The organism is Deinococcus gobiensis I-0 (assembly GCF_000252445.1).
In the GTDB taxonomy this organism is placed as follows: Bacteria; Deinococcota; Deinococci; order Deinococcales; family Deinococcaceae; genus Deinococcus; species Deinococcus gobiensis.
In genome coordinates, this window is record NC_017790.1 from 2,718,715 (window position 1) to 2,731,646 (window position 12,932).

14 protein-coding genes and 1 tRNA gene are annotated in these 12,932 nt (G+C 67.9%); 5 read left to right on the forward strand and 10 right to left on the reverse strand.

Annotation, left to right across the window (positions count from 1 at the left end; translation table 11 throughout):
- The first annotated feature begins 12 nt into the window (after nucleotides 1-12).
- From DGO_RS12925 to DGO_RS12940, 4 genes are all read left to right on the forward strand, one after another.
- On the forward strand, nucleotides 13-1,158 hold the full coding sequence (locus DGO_RS12925; protein ID WP_014685965.1) for an acyl-CoA dehydrogenase family protein: 1,146 nt from the start codon (nucleotides 13-15) through the stop codon (nucleotides 1,156-1,158).
- 323 nt (nucleotides 1,159-1,481) lie between these two features.
- Entirely contained in the window at nucleotides 1,482-3,944 is a 2,463-nt protein-coding gene (gene lon / locus DGO_RS12930; RefSeq protein ID WP_014685966.1) for an endopeptidase La, read from the forward strand.
- Nucleotides 3,945-4,067: 123 nt separating this feature from the next.
- Nucleotides 4,068-4,595: a YqgE/AlgH family protein gene (locus tag DGO_RS12935; protein WP_014685967.1), complete on the forward strand. Its 528-nt coding sequence runs from the start codon at nucleotides 4,068-4,070 to the stop codon at nucleotides 4,593-4,595.
- Nucleotides 4,596-4,701: 106 nt separating this feature from the next.
- Nucleotides 4,702-4,776 (forward strand) — tRNA-Asn (locus tag DGO_RS12940).
- Nucleotides 4,777-4,821: 45 nt separating this feature from the next.
- On the opposite strand, the gene DGO_RS12945 is transcribed toward DGO_RS12940, so the two are convergent.
- Complete coding sequence (locus DGO_RS12945; RefSeq protein WP_145975331.1) at nucleotides 4,822-5,571, reverse strand: hypothetical protein; 750 nt, start codon at nucleotides 5,569-5,571, stop codon at nucleotides 4,822-4,824.
- A gap of 165 nt (nucleotides 5,572-5,736) precedes the next feature.
- Here DGO_RS12945 and DGO_RS12950 point away from each other — a divergent pair, with 165 nt between their 5' ends.
- The gene (locus tag DGO_RS12950) at nucleotides 5,737-6,957 is read left to right on the forward strand and encodes an MFS transporter (RefSeq protein ID WP_085961080.1); all 1,221 of its coding nucleotides are present in this window, start codon (nucleotides 5,737-5,739) and stop codon (nucleotides 6,955-6,957) included.
- 195 nt (nucleotides 6,958-7,152) lie between these two features.
- On the opposite strand, the gene DGO_RS12955 is transcribed toward DGO_RS12950, so the two are convergent.
- From DGO_RS12955 to DGO_RS12995, 9 genes are all read right to left on the reverse strand, one after another.
- A complete protein-coding gene (locus DGO_RS12955) occupies nucleotides 7,153-8,487 on the reverse strand; it encodes a S41 family peptidase (RefSeq protein ID WP_043802406.1) in 1,335 nt (444 codons plus the stop codon).
- Nucleotides 8,488-8,617: 130 nt separating this feature from the next.
- Nucleotides 8,618-8,968: a 50S ribosomal protein L17 gene (gene rplQ / locus DGO_RS12960; RefSeq protein WP_014685971.1), complete on the reverse strand. Its 351-nt coding sequence runs from the start codon at nucleotides 8,966-8,968 to the stop codon at nucleotides 8,618-8,620.
- A gap of 54 nt (nucleotides 8,969-9,022) precedes the next feature.
- The gene (locus tag DGO_RS12965) at nucleotides 9,023-10,042 is read right to left on the reverse strand and encodes a DNA-directed RNA polymerase subunit alpha (RefSeq protein WP_014685972.1); all 1,020 of its coding nucleotides are present in this window, start codon (nucleotides 10,040-10,042) and stop codon (nucleotides 9,023-9,025) included.
- A 14-nt stretch (nucleotides 10,043-10,056) separates the two neighbouring features.
- Nucleotides 10,057-10,674, reverse strand: a complete 618-nt coding sequence (rpsD, locus tag DGO_RS12970; RefSeq protein WP_014685973.1) for a 30S ribosomal protein S4 — start codon at nucleotides 10,672-10,674, stop codon at nucleotides 10,057-10,059.
- Nucleotides 10,675-10,828: 154 nt separating this feature from the next.
- The gene (gene rpsK, locus DGO_RS12975) at nucleotides 10,829-11,224 is read right to left on the reverse strand and encodes a 30S ribosomal protein S11 (protein WP_014685974.1); all 396 of its coding nucleotides are present in this window, start codon (nucleotides 11,222-11,224) and stop codon (nucleotides 10,829-10,831) included.
- A 3-nt stretch (nucleotides 11,225-11,227) separates the two neighbouring features.
- Complete coding sequence (gene rpsM, locus DGO_RS12980) at nucleotides 11,228-11,608, reverse strand: 30S ribosomal protein S13 (RefSeq protein ID WP_014685975.1); 381 nt, start codon at nucleotides 11,606-11,608, stop codon at nucleotides 11,228-11,230.
- A gap of 2 nt (nucleotides 11,609-11,610) precedes the next feature.
- A complete protein-coding gene (rpmJ, locus tag DGO_RS12985; protein ID WP_011530969.1) occupies nucleotides 11,611-11,724 on the reverse strand; it encodes a 50S ribosomal protein L36 in 114 nt (37 codons plus the stop codon).
- Nucleotides 11,725-11,828: 104 nt separating this feature from the next.
- Complete coding sequence (gene infA, locus DGO_RS12990) at nucleotides 11,829-12,071, reverse strand: translation initiation factor IF-1 (protein WP_014685976.1); 243 nt, start codon at nucleotides 12,069-12,071, stop codon at nucleotides 11,829-11,831.
- A gap of 145 nt (nucleotides 12,072-12,216) precedes the next feature.
- Nucleotides 12,217-12,810, reverse strand: coding sequence for an adenylate kinase (locus DGO_RS12995; RefSeq protein ID WP_014685977.1), 594 nt, complete (start codon nucleotides 12,808-12,810; stop codon nucleotides 12,217-12,219).
- Between the last annotated feature and the right edge of the window lie 122 nt (nucleotides 12,811-12,932).

The following is a 12,932-nucleotide window of genomic DNA, read 5'->3' on the forward strand; positions in this document are numbered from 1 at the left end:
CTGAGGCCCAACATGAATTTCGACTTGCCGGGCGACCTGCGCGACATGCAGGCGATCATCCGTGATTTCGTGCTGACCCGCGTCGAGGCGCGCGCGCACGAGATCGAGGACACCAACCGTATTCCGCCCGAGCTGCTGCGGGAGGCCGCCGAGCTGGGCCTGTTCGGCCTGAGCATCCCCGAGGAGTACGGAGGCGTGGGCCTGGGCGCCCTGGGGCGCTGCGCGGTGTACGAGGCGCTCGGGCAGGGGCATATGGGCTTCGGGGGCATGATCTCGGCTCACGCATCCATCGGCACGAGCGGGCTGGTCAAGCTGGGCAACGAGGAGCAGAAACGCCGCTTCCTGCCGCGCATGGCGACGGGCGAGTGCGTGGCGGGCTTCGCGATCACCGAGCCGAGCAGCGGCTCCGACGCCGCCAACATCCGCACGCGGGCCGAGAAGCGCGGGGACGAGTACGTCCTGAACGGCACCAAGCACTACATCTCGAACGCGCCGATCGCCGGGCTCCTGACCGTCATCGCCGTGACCGACGCCAGCAAGGGCGCGCGCGGCATGAGCGCCTTTCTGGTCGAGCCGCAGAGCACCCCCGGCGTGAGCATCGGCAAGATCGACGAGAAGATGGGCCAGAAGGGCTCGCTCTCGGCCGAGGTGATCTTCGAGGACGCCGCCATTCCGGCCGCGAACCTGCTGGGGCCGCTCGACCTGGGCTACCGCGAGGCCCTGGGCATCCTGACGAATGGGCGGGTGGGCATCGCCGCGCGCTCCACAGGAGCCATGCAGCGCCTGCTCGACCTGTCAGTGGCGCACGCGCAGGCCCGCGAGCAGTTCGGTAGGCCCATCGCCGAGTTCCAGGCGGTGCAGTTCATGCTCGCCGAGATGGAGATCGCCGTGCAGACGAGCCGCGTGCTGTGGCAGAAAGTCGCCTGGATGGTGGACGAGGGCCAGGACGTGCGCCGCATGGCGAGCGTCGCCAAGTACCACGCCACCGAAGCCCTGTCGCAGGTGGCCGACAAGGCCGTGCAGGTGGCCGGGGGCATGGGCTACATGAAGGACTCGCCGGTCGAGCGCTTCTACCGCGACCAGCGCCTGCTGCGCATCTACGAGGGCACGAGCGAGATCCAGAAGGTGATCATCGCGGCCGACCTGCTGCGCGCCTGAGGCCGGAGCCGCGCCCGCAGGGCGCTCCACTCCATCCCCGAGACCGCCGCGCCCTGCACGCGGCGGCCGCTTCATGCCGCGCGCAACCAGGGCCGAAGCGTAAATGTCGCATCAGCTTTCTGTGAGGGCACTGTCAGGCGGCGGCAGTAGAATTTTCTCGTGACAGACGTATTTTTGGGGCAGCGCGCGGAGGCCGCGAGGCTTGCGCGAACTGCCGAAACTTGATATAGTTGCACTCAAGTTTCCTGGTAGAAGTATTCGCCAGGGTCAGACGTTCTCTCCCCCCGGCAGCCCCACAGGGTCAGGGCCATAAGGAGTACCGCATGCCCACCGAACACCCCAACCTCCCCAAGAACATTCCCGTCTGCCCTGTCCGCGGCAGCGTGATCTACCCGACGATGGTCCAGCACATCGACGCCAGCCGCGCCCTGTCCATCGGGGCCATCGAGGCGGCCATGAGCGGCGAGAAGGTCATCCTGATCGTCTCGCAGCGCGACAAGGACGTGGACGACCCCAAGGGCAGCGACCTGTACGACGTGGGCACCGCCTGTAACGTCCTGCGCGTGCGCAAGAACCCCGACGGCACCGTCCAGATGCTCGTGTCGGCCGTGGCGCGCGTGCGCGTGAGCGCCTACACGCGCGGCGACTACCTGCGCGCCGACATCGAGGCCCTGCCCGAAGGCAAGAGCGGCGGCGTGGAGCTTCAGGCCCTGGCCCGCGAACTGCGCGAGAAGTTCGACACCGTCGCCAGCGGCGGCCGCCTGAACGCCGAGAGCGTGCAGACCATCCAGAGCAAGGAAGACCCCGGCGAGATGGCCGACCACATCGCCTTCAACCTCGACTTCAAGCTCGAGGACAAGCAGGCCCTGCTGGAAATCGACAGCGTCGAGGGGCGGCTGCGCAAGATCCTGACGCTGCTCGACACCGAGCAGGAAGTGCAGGCCGTGCAGGCCAAGATCCGCGCGCAGGTCAAGGAAGAGATCGACAAGAACCAGCGCGAGTACTACCTGCGCGAGCAGATGAAGGTCATCCAGAAGGAACTGAACGGCAGCGACGACGAGGACGGCGACGAGGCCGAGGCCTTCCGCGCCAAGATCGACGCCCTGGACCTCAAGCCCGAGGTGAAAAAGGACATCGACCGCGAGGTCAACCGCCTGTCGCGCATGCACCCCGACGCCGCCGAGGCTTCGGTCATCCGCACCTACCTGACCTGGGTCACCGAGCTGCCCTGGAACACCCGCAGCGAGGACCGCCTGGACGTGGGCGAGGCCGCGCAGGTGCTCGACGAGGACCACTACGGCCTGGAGAAGGTCAAGGACCGCGTACTGGAGTTCCTGGCCGTGCGCCGGCTGCGCAAGGAGCGGGCCGAGCGCGGCGAGATCAGCGCCGACGAGGTCAACAAGGGACCCATCCTGGTGTTCACCGGCCCTCCCGGCGTCGGCAAGACCAGCATCGCGCAGAGCATCGCCAAGGCGCTGGGCCGCAAGTACGTGCGTATCGCCCTGGGCGGCGCGCGTGACGAGTCGGACATCCGGGGCCACCGCCGCACCTACATCGGCGCCATGCCCGGCCGCCTGATCCAGGGCATCCGCACCGCCGGCACCAAGAACCCGGTCGTGCTGCTCGACGAGATCGACAAGCTGGGCAGCAGCTACCAGGGCGACCCCAGCTCGGCGCTGCTCGAAGTGCTCGACCCCTCGCAGAACCAGCACTTCACCGACCACTACCTGGGCGTGGCCTTCGACCTCTCGGAAGTCATGTTCATCGCCACGGCGAACTACCCCGAGCAGATTCCGGCCGCGCTGATGGACCGCATGGAGGTCATCGACTTTTCCAGCTACATCGAGCAGGAGAAGCTGGAGATCGCCAAGCGTTACCTGCTGCCCCGTCAGCTCACGCAGAACGGCCTGAAGCCCAACCAGATCTCGTTCACCGACGCCTCGCTGGAAAAGCTGATCTCGAACTACACCCGCGAAGCCGGCGTGCGCAACCTCGAGCGCGAGATCGGTACGGTGGCCCGCAAGGTCGCCCGCCGCATCGCCACCGCCGAGGTCAAGCGCGTCAAGGTCACCGACAAGGAACTCGACCGCTACCTGGGGCAGGCCCGCCACACCCCCGAGAGCGAGAACAAGGAAGACATGGTCGGCGTGAGCACCGGCATGTTCTACACGCCGGTCGGCGGGGACATCCTGTTCGTCGAGACGAGCATCATGCCCGGCAAGGGCCTGGTCCTCACCGGGCAGCTGGGCGACGTGATGAAGGAATCGGCCCGCGCGGCCCTGACCTACGCCAAGAGCAACGCCGAGCGCTTCCACATCGACAAGGACCGCCTCGACAACAGCGAGATCCACGTGCATGTGCCGGCCGGCGCCATCCCCAAGGAAGGCCCGAGTGCCGGGGGCGCGATGGCGACCAGTCTCATCTCGGCCCTGACCGGGATTCCGGCACGCCACGACGTCGCCATGACCGGCGAGATGACCCTGACGGGACGCTACCTCCCCATCGGCGGCCTGAAGGAGAAGGTGCTGGGCGCGCGGCGTGCGGGCATCAAGCACATCATCATGCCCAAGGCCAACGAGGCCGACCTGCGCGACATCCCGGCCCACCTGCGCGCCTCGATGAGCTTCCACCCCTGCGAGACGGTGGATCAGGTGCTGGACGTGGCCCTGGTCGGCGGCCTGAAGGCGCTGGAAACCCCGCGTGACGGCTCGGCCCCCGCCGTGCCCACCCCCGGCGCCGAGGCCCCCAAGCGCCGCAACAGCCGCCGGACCGGCGCGAGCGCCTGAGCCTCTTTCCCCTCCCCTTCCCGGACCGACCCCTGCCCCCACCCACGCGGTGGGGGTTTTCGCTGGCCATATGAAGGCCAGGGCCACTACACCCGCGCCGCCCGGCCCGCTACGCTGAGGGCGATGAGCCGCGCGCTGACGTTTCTGGTCGCCAGCCCCCACCTGCACGGGGCCGTGTTCGGGGGCGCCGTCATTCTGCTGCTCGAACACGACCTGGGCGGCGCGATGGGCCTGATCGTCAATGCGCCCGCACCGCAGACCGTCACCGAACTGATGCCCGACGCGCCGGGTCAGGACGAGCCCGCATGGCTGGGCGGCCCGGTCGACCCCTCGCTGGGCTGGTGCCTGTACCCCGAGCCGCTGGGGCTGGAGGGCGAGATGCGTCTGCTGCCCGGCCTGAACGTCACGAGCAGTCTGGACGTGCTGCGCGCCGTGATGGCCGCCGGCCAGCGGTACATGCTGGTCCTGGGCTATGCGGGCTGGCGCGCCGGGCAGCTGGCCGAGGAGGCCCGCGCCGGAGCCTGGGTCTGGGTGGAGCAGGACACGCCGGAACTGCTGTGGGACGTACCGGCCGAGAACCGCTGGGCCGAGGCGCTGCGCCGCCTGGGGGTGTCGCCCGACACCATCATGCCCGGCGGCGCCCAGGCCTGAACGCGGCGGGCCCCGGCATCGGCCCGGGCATTGGGGAGACTTGCGCGGCTTTCGGGGCCATGCTACTATCCCTCTCGCGCCGGAAACGGCCACACGCCACCTGTATTCGGCAGTAGCTCAGTGGCAGAGCATCCGACTGTTAATCGGACGGTCGTTGGTTCGACCCCAACCTGCCGAGCCAGAAAGAACACCCCCTACCGCTGTGTGGGGGGTGTTCGCTTGCGGCTCAGTTACGGTGACGTGCCCGGTAGGCGGCCGAATTCTTCCAGGGCTCCAGGGCGTTGTTCAGGCGCTGCGATCCCAGACCGCCCACACGCCACTCGACCGGCGAGGTGGGGGCCGCCACCTGCGCGTAGGCGGTGCTGGCGCCGCTGTAGGTCACGTCCAGCACGTTCCAGCCCAGCTTGAAGTTGAAGGTGGCATTGACGGTCCCCAGCCCCAGGCAATCACCCTGGAAGGTATACGAGGCGTCCTGATTGGCGAACCACCAATTCTTGGCGGTCGTGCTACCCGAGGCGTTGGCGGTGAGGGTCTGACCGGTGTCGGTCTTGAGGCTGGCGATGGGATAGAGCCGCAGGCTGTCCGGGGCCGTCGTGATGACATTCTCGCAAGATCCGAAGATGTCGGTCGCGTTGAACAGCAGATCGGCGTAGGTCGTCGTCATGGTCGTCGCGCCGGGCAGGGCCAGATCGAACAGACCCGACCCGGAGACGGCGGCGCTCTCACTCAGCTCCTCGGGCCTCACGCTGCTGGCCTGCCCGGCCGTAAATGGCGTGATCTGACCGGGAATCCGGCCGCTCTGCTCGGCAGGCGTCGTCACCGGCGGCAGCTCGGTGCTTCCCCCACCCGGAGGCGGCGTGGTTTCCGGCGTGATCGCGCCGCCCCCGCACGAGGCCAGCACCAGCGCCGCGCCGGTCAGCACGGTCCCGAGAACGAGACGGGGAGCCGGGCGGCTCCGCTGATCTGTGGTTGTCATGCCCTGCATGCTGGCAGCCCGGGCGCGCGCGCGGATAGCGCCGGACTTCAGGTGCCCGGCGCGCTTCTCTCACCTCGCCGTCAGTGATGACCCGGCGTCGGCAGGCGGCCGCGCAGTCCCGGCCAGCCGGCCACCCCGGCGCGGCGCGGGTGTAGCCTCGGCAACGTGTCTGCTCCCGCTGCCGCCCCACTGCGCCTGTCGCCCGCCCAGCTGGGCCTGATCGGCGTCACCTTCCTGATGTGGGGAGGCTTTTTTCTGGTCGTGCCCCTCATCACGGTGCATTTCGTAGACGGTCTGGGCTGGGCGGCCGCCAGCGTGGGTCTAGTGCTGGGCCTGCGCCAGCTCACGCAGCAGGGCCTGACGGTCTTCGGGGGGGCCTGGGCCGACCGCCTCGGCCCCAAGCCGCTGATCCTGGCAGGGTGTCTGATCCGCACGCTGGGCTTCGCCTGGATGGCCTTCGCCGGATCGCTGCCCGAACTGCTGGCCGCCTCGCTGCTGGCCGGGGTCGGCGGCGGTCTGTTCGACGCCCCAAAGAGCGCGGCCATCACGGCCGTCACCCCCCCCGAGTTCCGCGCGCGGATGTTCAGCCTCATCAGCATCGCGGGCAACCTGGGCATGGTCACGGGGCCGCTGCTGGGCGCCTGGCTCATCACCCTGGGCTTCCAGCGCGCCGCCCTGATCGCCAGCAGCGCCTACATCTTCGCGCTGGTGGTCCTGGCCCTCACGCTGCCGCACATGCGCCCGGCTCCGCGCGTGGACACCCGCGCGCTGGCGGGGCTGGCGGTAGCGCTGCACGACCGGGCCTTCCGGCGCTTCACCTTCGTGCTGTGCGGTTACTTCCTGCTCAGCACCCAGCTCAACGTGGCCGTGACCCTCAAGGCGGTCGAGCTGGCCGGGCCAGGCGCGACGGGGCCGCTCTACGGGCTCTCGGCGGGGCTGGCGGTGGCGCTGCAATACCCGCTGCTGCGCCTCGCCGAGCGTCACCTGCGCGCGCGGGTGGTGCTGGTCACGGCCGTCCTGAGCGTGGCCGTCTCGCTGGGCTTGATGGGCCTGGCCGTCACCTTCGGGCAACTGCTGGCCTGCGTGGCGCTGTACAGCCTGGGCACCATGCTGGTGTATCCCATGCAGCAGACCCTCACGTCCCGTCTCGCGCCCGAGGGCCTCACGGGCAGCTATTTCGGCTTCTCGGCCATCAGCCTGGGCCTGGGCGGGGCAGTGGGCAACTTCCTGGGGGGGCTACTCATCGACGCCGGACGCCGCCTGGATTTCACGCTGCTGCCCTGGCTGACCCTGCTCGCCATCGGGCTGCTCACGGCCCTGGGGCTGCGCTGGGCCCTGCGCGACATGCCCACCCGCGAGGAGGCCCAGGCCGCAGCGGGCGACTGAAGGACAGGATTGAGAGGGACCAGGGGTGGCCCCTGATTCCTCTCAATCGAGCGGAGCGGTCCCCTGACAAAGACAGCGGTGGAAGTGAACCAGAGGGGCATGCTGCTGAGCTCTCAATGGAACTGAAGACCTCTGTCAAACCAGGACAGAAGCGGCCAGCGACCCCAGGGGTGCCGGCCGCCCTCTTTACCCTCCCTAGTTCCGGGCGCGGTCGCTCGACAGCGTGGGTGCGGCGCTCAGGGCACGCACGCCGCTGTCGAGCAGCAGGTCCACGCCCTGCGTCAGCCGCCGGATGGTGTCCTCGGTCTGGGCGACCGTCTGGTCGGGCATCACGCGCACCGGGTAGGGCGCGCCATTGGGCTTGACGTAGTTGGTAATGGTCAGTTGCAGCGCGGCGTCGTCCGGCAGCGGAAAGACGCGGGTCGCCGTATTGCCCACGCCGGCCGTGTCCTCCCCGATGATCGGGCCACGCCCGGCGTACTGGATCTCGTAGGCGAAGAACTCGCTGCACGACGCGCTGGACTTGTCCACCAGCACGGCCAGCGGGCCGGTCCAGAGCTTGGGGTTGCGCACGCCCCCCTGGGCCTGCCCGTCTTCGAGACGCAGGCCCCGGCTCACACGGGTCTGTACGTCGCCGTCGCTGGTGCGCGCCACCCGCACGAAATCCGGTACGAAGGCGCTCACGGCGCTGTCGCACTCGCTGAGGCTGCCGCCCCCATTGCCGCGCAGGTCCACGATCAGGCCGGTGGCCCCGCGCGCCTGCGCCTGCCCCACGAGGTTGTGTACGGTCTGCGCCACCCCGCCGCCCGTCAGGAAGGTCGGAATGCGCAGCACCGCCGTCTTGCCCTGCGGTCCGGCGTACGTCAGGCGCGGCAGGTCGCGCGTGCTGCTCTCGCGCGGCGTGATGGTCAGGTTCAGGCGCTGGCCCTGGCGGTCTACCCCCAGCGCGGTGGCCTGGTCGCCCAGACGGGCACTGCGCAGCCGCTCGTAGGTGTAGGGCTGCCCCCCGATGGTCTGGAGCACGTCGCCCCGGCTCAGCCCGGCCTCGGCGGCGGCGCTGTCGGGCACCACCTCCAGCACCACACGGTTCTCGCCGTCGAGCCGCGCGAGTTTCACCCCGAACTGCTTGCGGTTGCCCCCCGTCGCGCTGGCGACGAAATCCCCGAAGTCGTCCGGCGTCTGGAAAAAGCTGTGTTCGTCCCCCAGTGCCGTGATCTCCGCCTGCACCACCGGGTAGGCTTTGGTCGAGGCGCAGGTCTGCGGGTCGGGCGCACACACTGCGTCGAGGCGGATCTGGTACTCGCTGCGCAGCGCGGCGCGGTCGACGGTCGAGAGGCCGCCGTACCGGTCCTGCACCAGTTGATTGACTCGGTCGAACAGCACCTGTGCCGGAGCGGTCGCGGCCGTCTTGGCCGTGGCGGCGGGAGCAGCCAGCAGGGCCGTGCCCAGCAGGGCAGCCCCCAGCAGCCGGGTGCCGGAAAGGCGGAAAGGGGAAACGCGGGCGACCGACCGGCGAGGCGCAGGTTTCATACCCCAGTATGCGCCCGTGAGATGGGAAACGGATGGGCCGGGAAAGCCGCGCAGATCACAAAAAACCGCTTCTACAGGCATGAAAAACCCCCCACCGCGGCGGGTGGGGGGATGCAGGCCGAGGGGGGCCTCAGACCAGTTCGATGAGGGCCATGGTGACGCCGTCACCGCGGCGGGTGCCCACGCGCAGGATGCGGGTGTAGCCACCGGGACGCTCGGCGTACTTGGGGGCCACTTCGTCCATGACCTTGCGCACGACGTCGTTGTCGTGGATGTCCTGGGCGACGAGGCGGCGGGCGTGCAGATCGCCGCCCTTGGCGGTGGTGATCAGCTTCTCGACGTAAGGACGCAGCTCCTTGGCCTTCGTGAGGGTCGTCTGGATGCGGCCCTCGCGCAGCAGGGCCGTCGCCTGGGCGCGGGCCAGGGCGGTGCGGGCGCTGCTGTTGCGGTTGAGCTTGCGACCGGCTTTACCGTGACGCATGGTTGTTCTCCTTGGGGGACGGAGAGCGGCGCTGGGCCGCCCGCCGAAAGGGGGTCAGTCTCTGAGGGCGAGGCCGAACTGGGCGAGCTGCTGCTTGATCTCGTCGAGGCTGCGCTCACCGATGCCCGGAACCTTCTTGAGGTCACGGTCGGACAGGGCGCACAGGGCGTCCACGCTGTCGATGCCTTCTTCCTTGAGGGAATGCAGCACGCGGGTGGTCAGGCCCAGGCCTTCGAGGGTCACGCGGGGCGTATCCAGGTCGGTCGGGAAGGGCTGAGGGTTGATGCTCAGCTCGGGCTGGCGCGGCGGCAGATCATAGATCCCCGCACCGGCCGGCACCGGGGTCGTCATCGCCGGGGTGTAGACCGGCTGGCTGATCTCGGTGTCGATGGTGACCGGCACGTTTTCCACGTTACCGAACACCGTCAGTTCCGAACGCAGGATCTCCACAGCCTTGTCCAGGGCGTCCTGGGGACCGGTGCTGCCATCGGTCCAGACGCGCAGGATCAGGCGGTCGAGGTCGGTCTGCTGGCCCACGCGGGTGTTCTCCACGTGGTAGGCCACGCGGCGCACCGGCGAGAACACGGCGTCCACCGGGATCGAGTTGATGCGGTCCTTGGTGGCATGCTTGTCGGCGGGCACGTAGCCTTCGCCTTCTTCCACACGCACTTCCATCACCAGCTTGCCGTCTTCGGCGAGGGTGGCGATGGTCAGGTCCGGATTCACGATCTCGGCGTCACTGGGCACCTCGAAGGCGCTCGCCTTGACGACCCCTTCGCCCTGCGCGCGCAGCGTCAGGGTCTTGGGACCGCCCGCATGGAACTTCACGACCAGTTCCTTGAGGTTGAGGATCAGCCCGATGACGTCTTCCTTGACGCCTGGAATGGTGGAAAACTCGTGCAGGACATCCTCGATGTAGACACTGGTCACCGCCGTGCCGGGAATCGAGGACATCAGGATGCGCCGGACAGGGTTCCCGATGGTGACGCCGTACCCGCGCGTGAGCGGCTCGAGGACGAATTCGCCGTAGTTGCCGTCCACGCGGGCCTTGAGTTGAGGGCGCTTTTGATCCACTGGGGCCTCCGTGTTTAACGCGAGTAGTACTCGATGATGAAGTTCTCGTTGATCGGCAGCGCCAAGTCTTCACGCGCGGGGAGACGCGCGAAAGTGCCGGTGAAGTTCTCGGGGTTCATTTCGACCCAGGGGCTGACGCGGCGGCGCTTCTGCGCTTCCATGTTTTCCTGGACGAAGCCCATCTGGCGGCTGCCTTCGGCCACGCTGATCTCGTCGCCGATCTTGACGCGGTAGCTGGCCACGTCCACTTTCTTGCCGTTCACGAAAATATGGCCGTGACCGACAAACTGACGCGCCTGGCGGCGGGTGCTGGCAAAGCCCATGCGGAACACGACGTTGTCCAGACGGCGTTCGAGCAGCTGCAGGAACACGGTGCCGGTCACGCCGGGCACATTGGCGGCTTCCTCAAAGAGGTTGCGGAACTGCTTTTCGCCGACGCCGTAGAGGCGGGCGAGCTTCTGCTTTTCACGCAGACGCACGCTGTAGTCGCTGGGGCGGCCCTTGCGGCGTTGGCCGTGCTGGCCGGGGCCGTAGGGACGCTTGTCCAGGTACTTCTGGACCTTTTCGGTCTCCGCGAGGTTGATGCCTTCGCGGCGGCTCTGCTTGGTAATGGAACCACGGAAACGACCCATGTCTTGCTCTCCTTATGCGCCCGGCCGGAGCGGCGCGGGCAGGTCTGCGGCCCTCTGTGGCCCGGTTTCTCGCTGGTGGGTGCAGCTTTCGTTCCTGGTCGTCTCTGGAGGCGTGGAACAGCGAAACCGGGGCAGGTGGGCGCGCGCGTGCGCTTTAGGCGCGGAACTTCTTCTTGGGGCGGCAGCCGTTGTGGGGCACAGGGGTGTCGTCCATGATGGACTTCACTTCAATGCCCGACGCCTGGATGGCGCGGATGGCCTGTTCACGGCCCGAGCCGCTGCCACGCACGATCACGTCGACGATGTTCATGCCGAAGGTCTGCTGCGCCTTCTTGACGGCGTCGGCGGCGGCCAGCTGGGCAGCGTAGGGGGTCCCCTTCTTGCTGCCCTTGTAGCCGATGGTGCCGCCCGACGACCAGGCCACGCTGTTGCCTTCAAGGTCGGTGATGGTGACGATGGTGTTGTTGTAGCTCGCGTTCACGTAGGCGCGGCCAGCGCTGATGTTGCGCCGGGCGCGGCGGGGGGTCTTGCCCTTGGTGCTCTTCGCCATGGCTTACTTCCTCGTGGCCTTTTTCTTACCGGCGACGGTCTTGCGCGGGCCCTTGCGGGTGCGGGCGTTCGTCTTGGTGCGCTGGCCGCGCACGGGCAGGCCGCGGCGGTGACGCAGGCCACGGTAGGCGCCGATGTCCATCAGACGCTTGATGTTCTGACCGACTTCGCTGCGCAGGTCGCCTTCGACCTTGTAGGTCTTCTCGATGGCTTCGCGCAGGGTGCTCTGCTCGGCTTCCGAGAGGTTCTTGACGCGGGTGTCGGGGTTCACGCCCGTCTGCGCCAGAACGTCCTTGGCGCGGGTCAGGCCGATCCCGTAGATGTAGGTCAGCGCGATTTCGATGCGCTTTTCACGGGGCAGGTCAACGCCAGCAATACGCGCCATGCTTAACCCTGCCTCTGCTTGTGCTTGACATTGGTGCAGATGACCAGAACGCGCCCGTGGCGGCGGATCACCTTGCAGTTGTCGCACATTCTCTTGACACTGCTGCGAACTTTCATGCTTCCTCCTCGCGCCGCCTGAGTTCTCCGGCAGCGCTCGACCCCCCGCCGTGCGCACGCTGACACGCGTGCGGGGAATCTATGGGCACCACTCGCCTGGGTGCTTACTTGCGGTAGACGATGCGCCCACGCGTGGTGTCGTAGGGGCTGATCTCCAGAACCACACGGTCCCCCGGCAGGATTCGGATGTAGTGAATCCGCATCTTGCCGCTGATGTACGCCAGCAGGTCATGCCCGGTGTCGAGCTTTACACGGAACGTGGTGTTCGGCAGCGCCTCTTCCACGACCCCTTCGGCCCGCACGGTATCGGACTCTTCCTTCTTACGTTTTTCCCGCTGTTCCGGCATTCTTCGTCTCGCCACGCAACCTCCAGGCTTGATGCAAGCCAAAAAAGAGAGTACCACAGCGAGGCAAAACCCGTAAAGACTCGGGCCCACCTCTGCTGCCGATCACCCGTTTGTCCAGCCTATCCGAACGCCTACTCCGGTCAGCTCAGCGCATGCCGTTCAGGATGCGGCTGTAGACCTCGTCCATGGTGCCCACGCCGTCCACCCGGTACAGGTGGCCGCGCCCCTCGTAGTGCTCGATCAGAGGCTGGGTCTGCTCGCGGTAGACCTGCTGGCGTTTGCGGGCCACCTCCTCGGTGTCGTCGCTGCGCACCGCCTCGCCGCGTGCCGCCGCCTGCCGCCCACGCTCGACGATCCGGCCCACGAGCGCCTCGTCGGGCACTTCGAGCAGGGGAACGGCGGTGACCGGCGCGCCAAGTTCCTCAAGCAGAAGGTCGAGGGCCTGAGCCTGGGCCTGGGTGCGCGGGAACCCGTCGAAAATGACCCGCACCTGCTCCATGCCGGCGAGCTTGTCGCGGATCAGGGCGATGAGGATATCGTCGGGAACGAGCTGTCCGGCCGTCAGGATCGGCTGTACCGTCTGGCCCAGCTCGGTGCCGCGCGCCACATGGTCGCGCAGGATGTCCCCGGTGCTGATCTTGACGAGGTCCTGCTCGGCGGCCAGGCGCTCGGCCTGGGTTCCCTTGCCCGCACCGGGAGGCCCGAGGAAAATCACGACCTTATTTTTGTTCTGAGTCACTTCACTCCTCCGTTTGGGCCACAGCATAGAGGCTTCTTCCACAGAAACGTGCGGGCTGCCCAGTTCCCCCAGCAGTAACGTCGGCCCGGACGACACCAAAACGAAACCGCCCTCCCGGAGGA

What these genes read in the sequence shown, in the direction of transcription:
- rpsK (WP_014685974.1), bottom strand. Translation starts at nt 11,224, where the DNA reads ATGGCGAAGAGCACCAAGGGCAAGACCCCCCGCCGCGCCCGGCGCAAC.
- lon (WP_014685966.1), top strand. Translation starts at nt 1,482, where the DNA reads ATGCCCACCGAACACCCCAACCTCCCCAAGAACATTCCCGTCTGCCCT.
- DGO_RS12925 (WP_014685965.1), top strand. Translation starts at nt 13, where the DNA reads ATGAATTTCGACTTGCCGGGCGACCTGCGCGACATGCAGGCGATCATC.
- rpsD (WP_014685973.1), bottom strand. Translation starts at nt 10,674, where the DNA reads ATGGGTCGTTTCCGTGGTTCCATTACCAAGCAGAGCCGCCGCGAAGGC.
- rpmJ (WP_011530969.1), bottom strand. Translation starts at nt 11,724, where the DNA reads ATGAAAGTTCGCAGCAGTGTCAAGAGAATGTGCGACAACTGCAAGGTG.
- rpsM (WP_014685975.1), bottom strand. Translation starts at nt 11,608, where the DNA reads ATGGCGCGTATTGCTGGCGTTGACCTGCCCCGTGAAAAGCGCATCGAA.
- DGO_RS12935 (WP_014685967.1), top strand. Translation starts at nt 4,068, where the DNA reads ATGAGCCGCGCGCTGACGTTTCTGGTCGCCAGCCCCCACCTGCACGGG.
- DGO_RS12945 (WP_145975331.1), bottom strand. Translation starts at nt 5,571, where the DNA reads ATGACAACCACAGATCAGCGGAGCCGCCCGGCTCCCCGTCTCGTTCTC.
- rplQ (WP_014685971.1), bottom strand. Translation starts at nt 8,968, where the DNA reads ATGCGTCACGGTAAAGCCGGTCGCAAGCTCAACCGCAACAGCAGCGCC.
- DGO_RS12955 (WP_043802406.1), bottom strand. Translation starts at nt 8,487, where the DNA reads ATGAAACCTGCGCCTCGCCGGTCGGTCGCCCGCGTTTCCCCTTTCCGC.
- infA (WP_014685976.1), bottom strand. Translation starts at nt 12,071, where the DNA reads ATGCCGGAACAGCGGGAAAAACGTAAGAAGGAAGAGTCCGATACCGTG.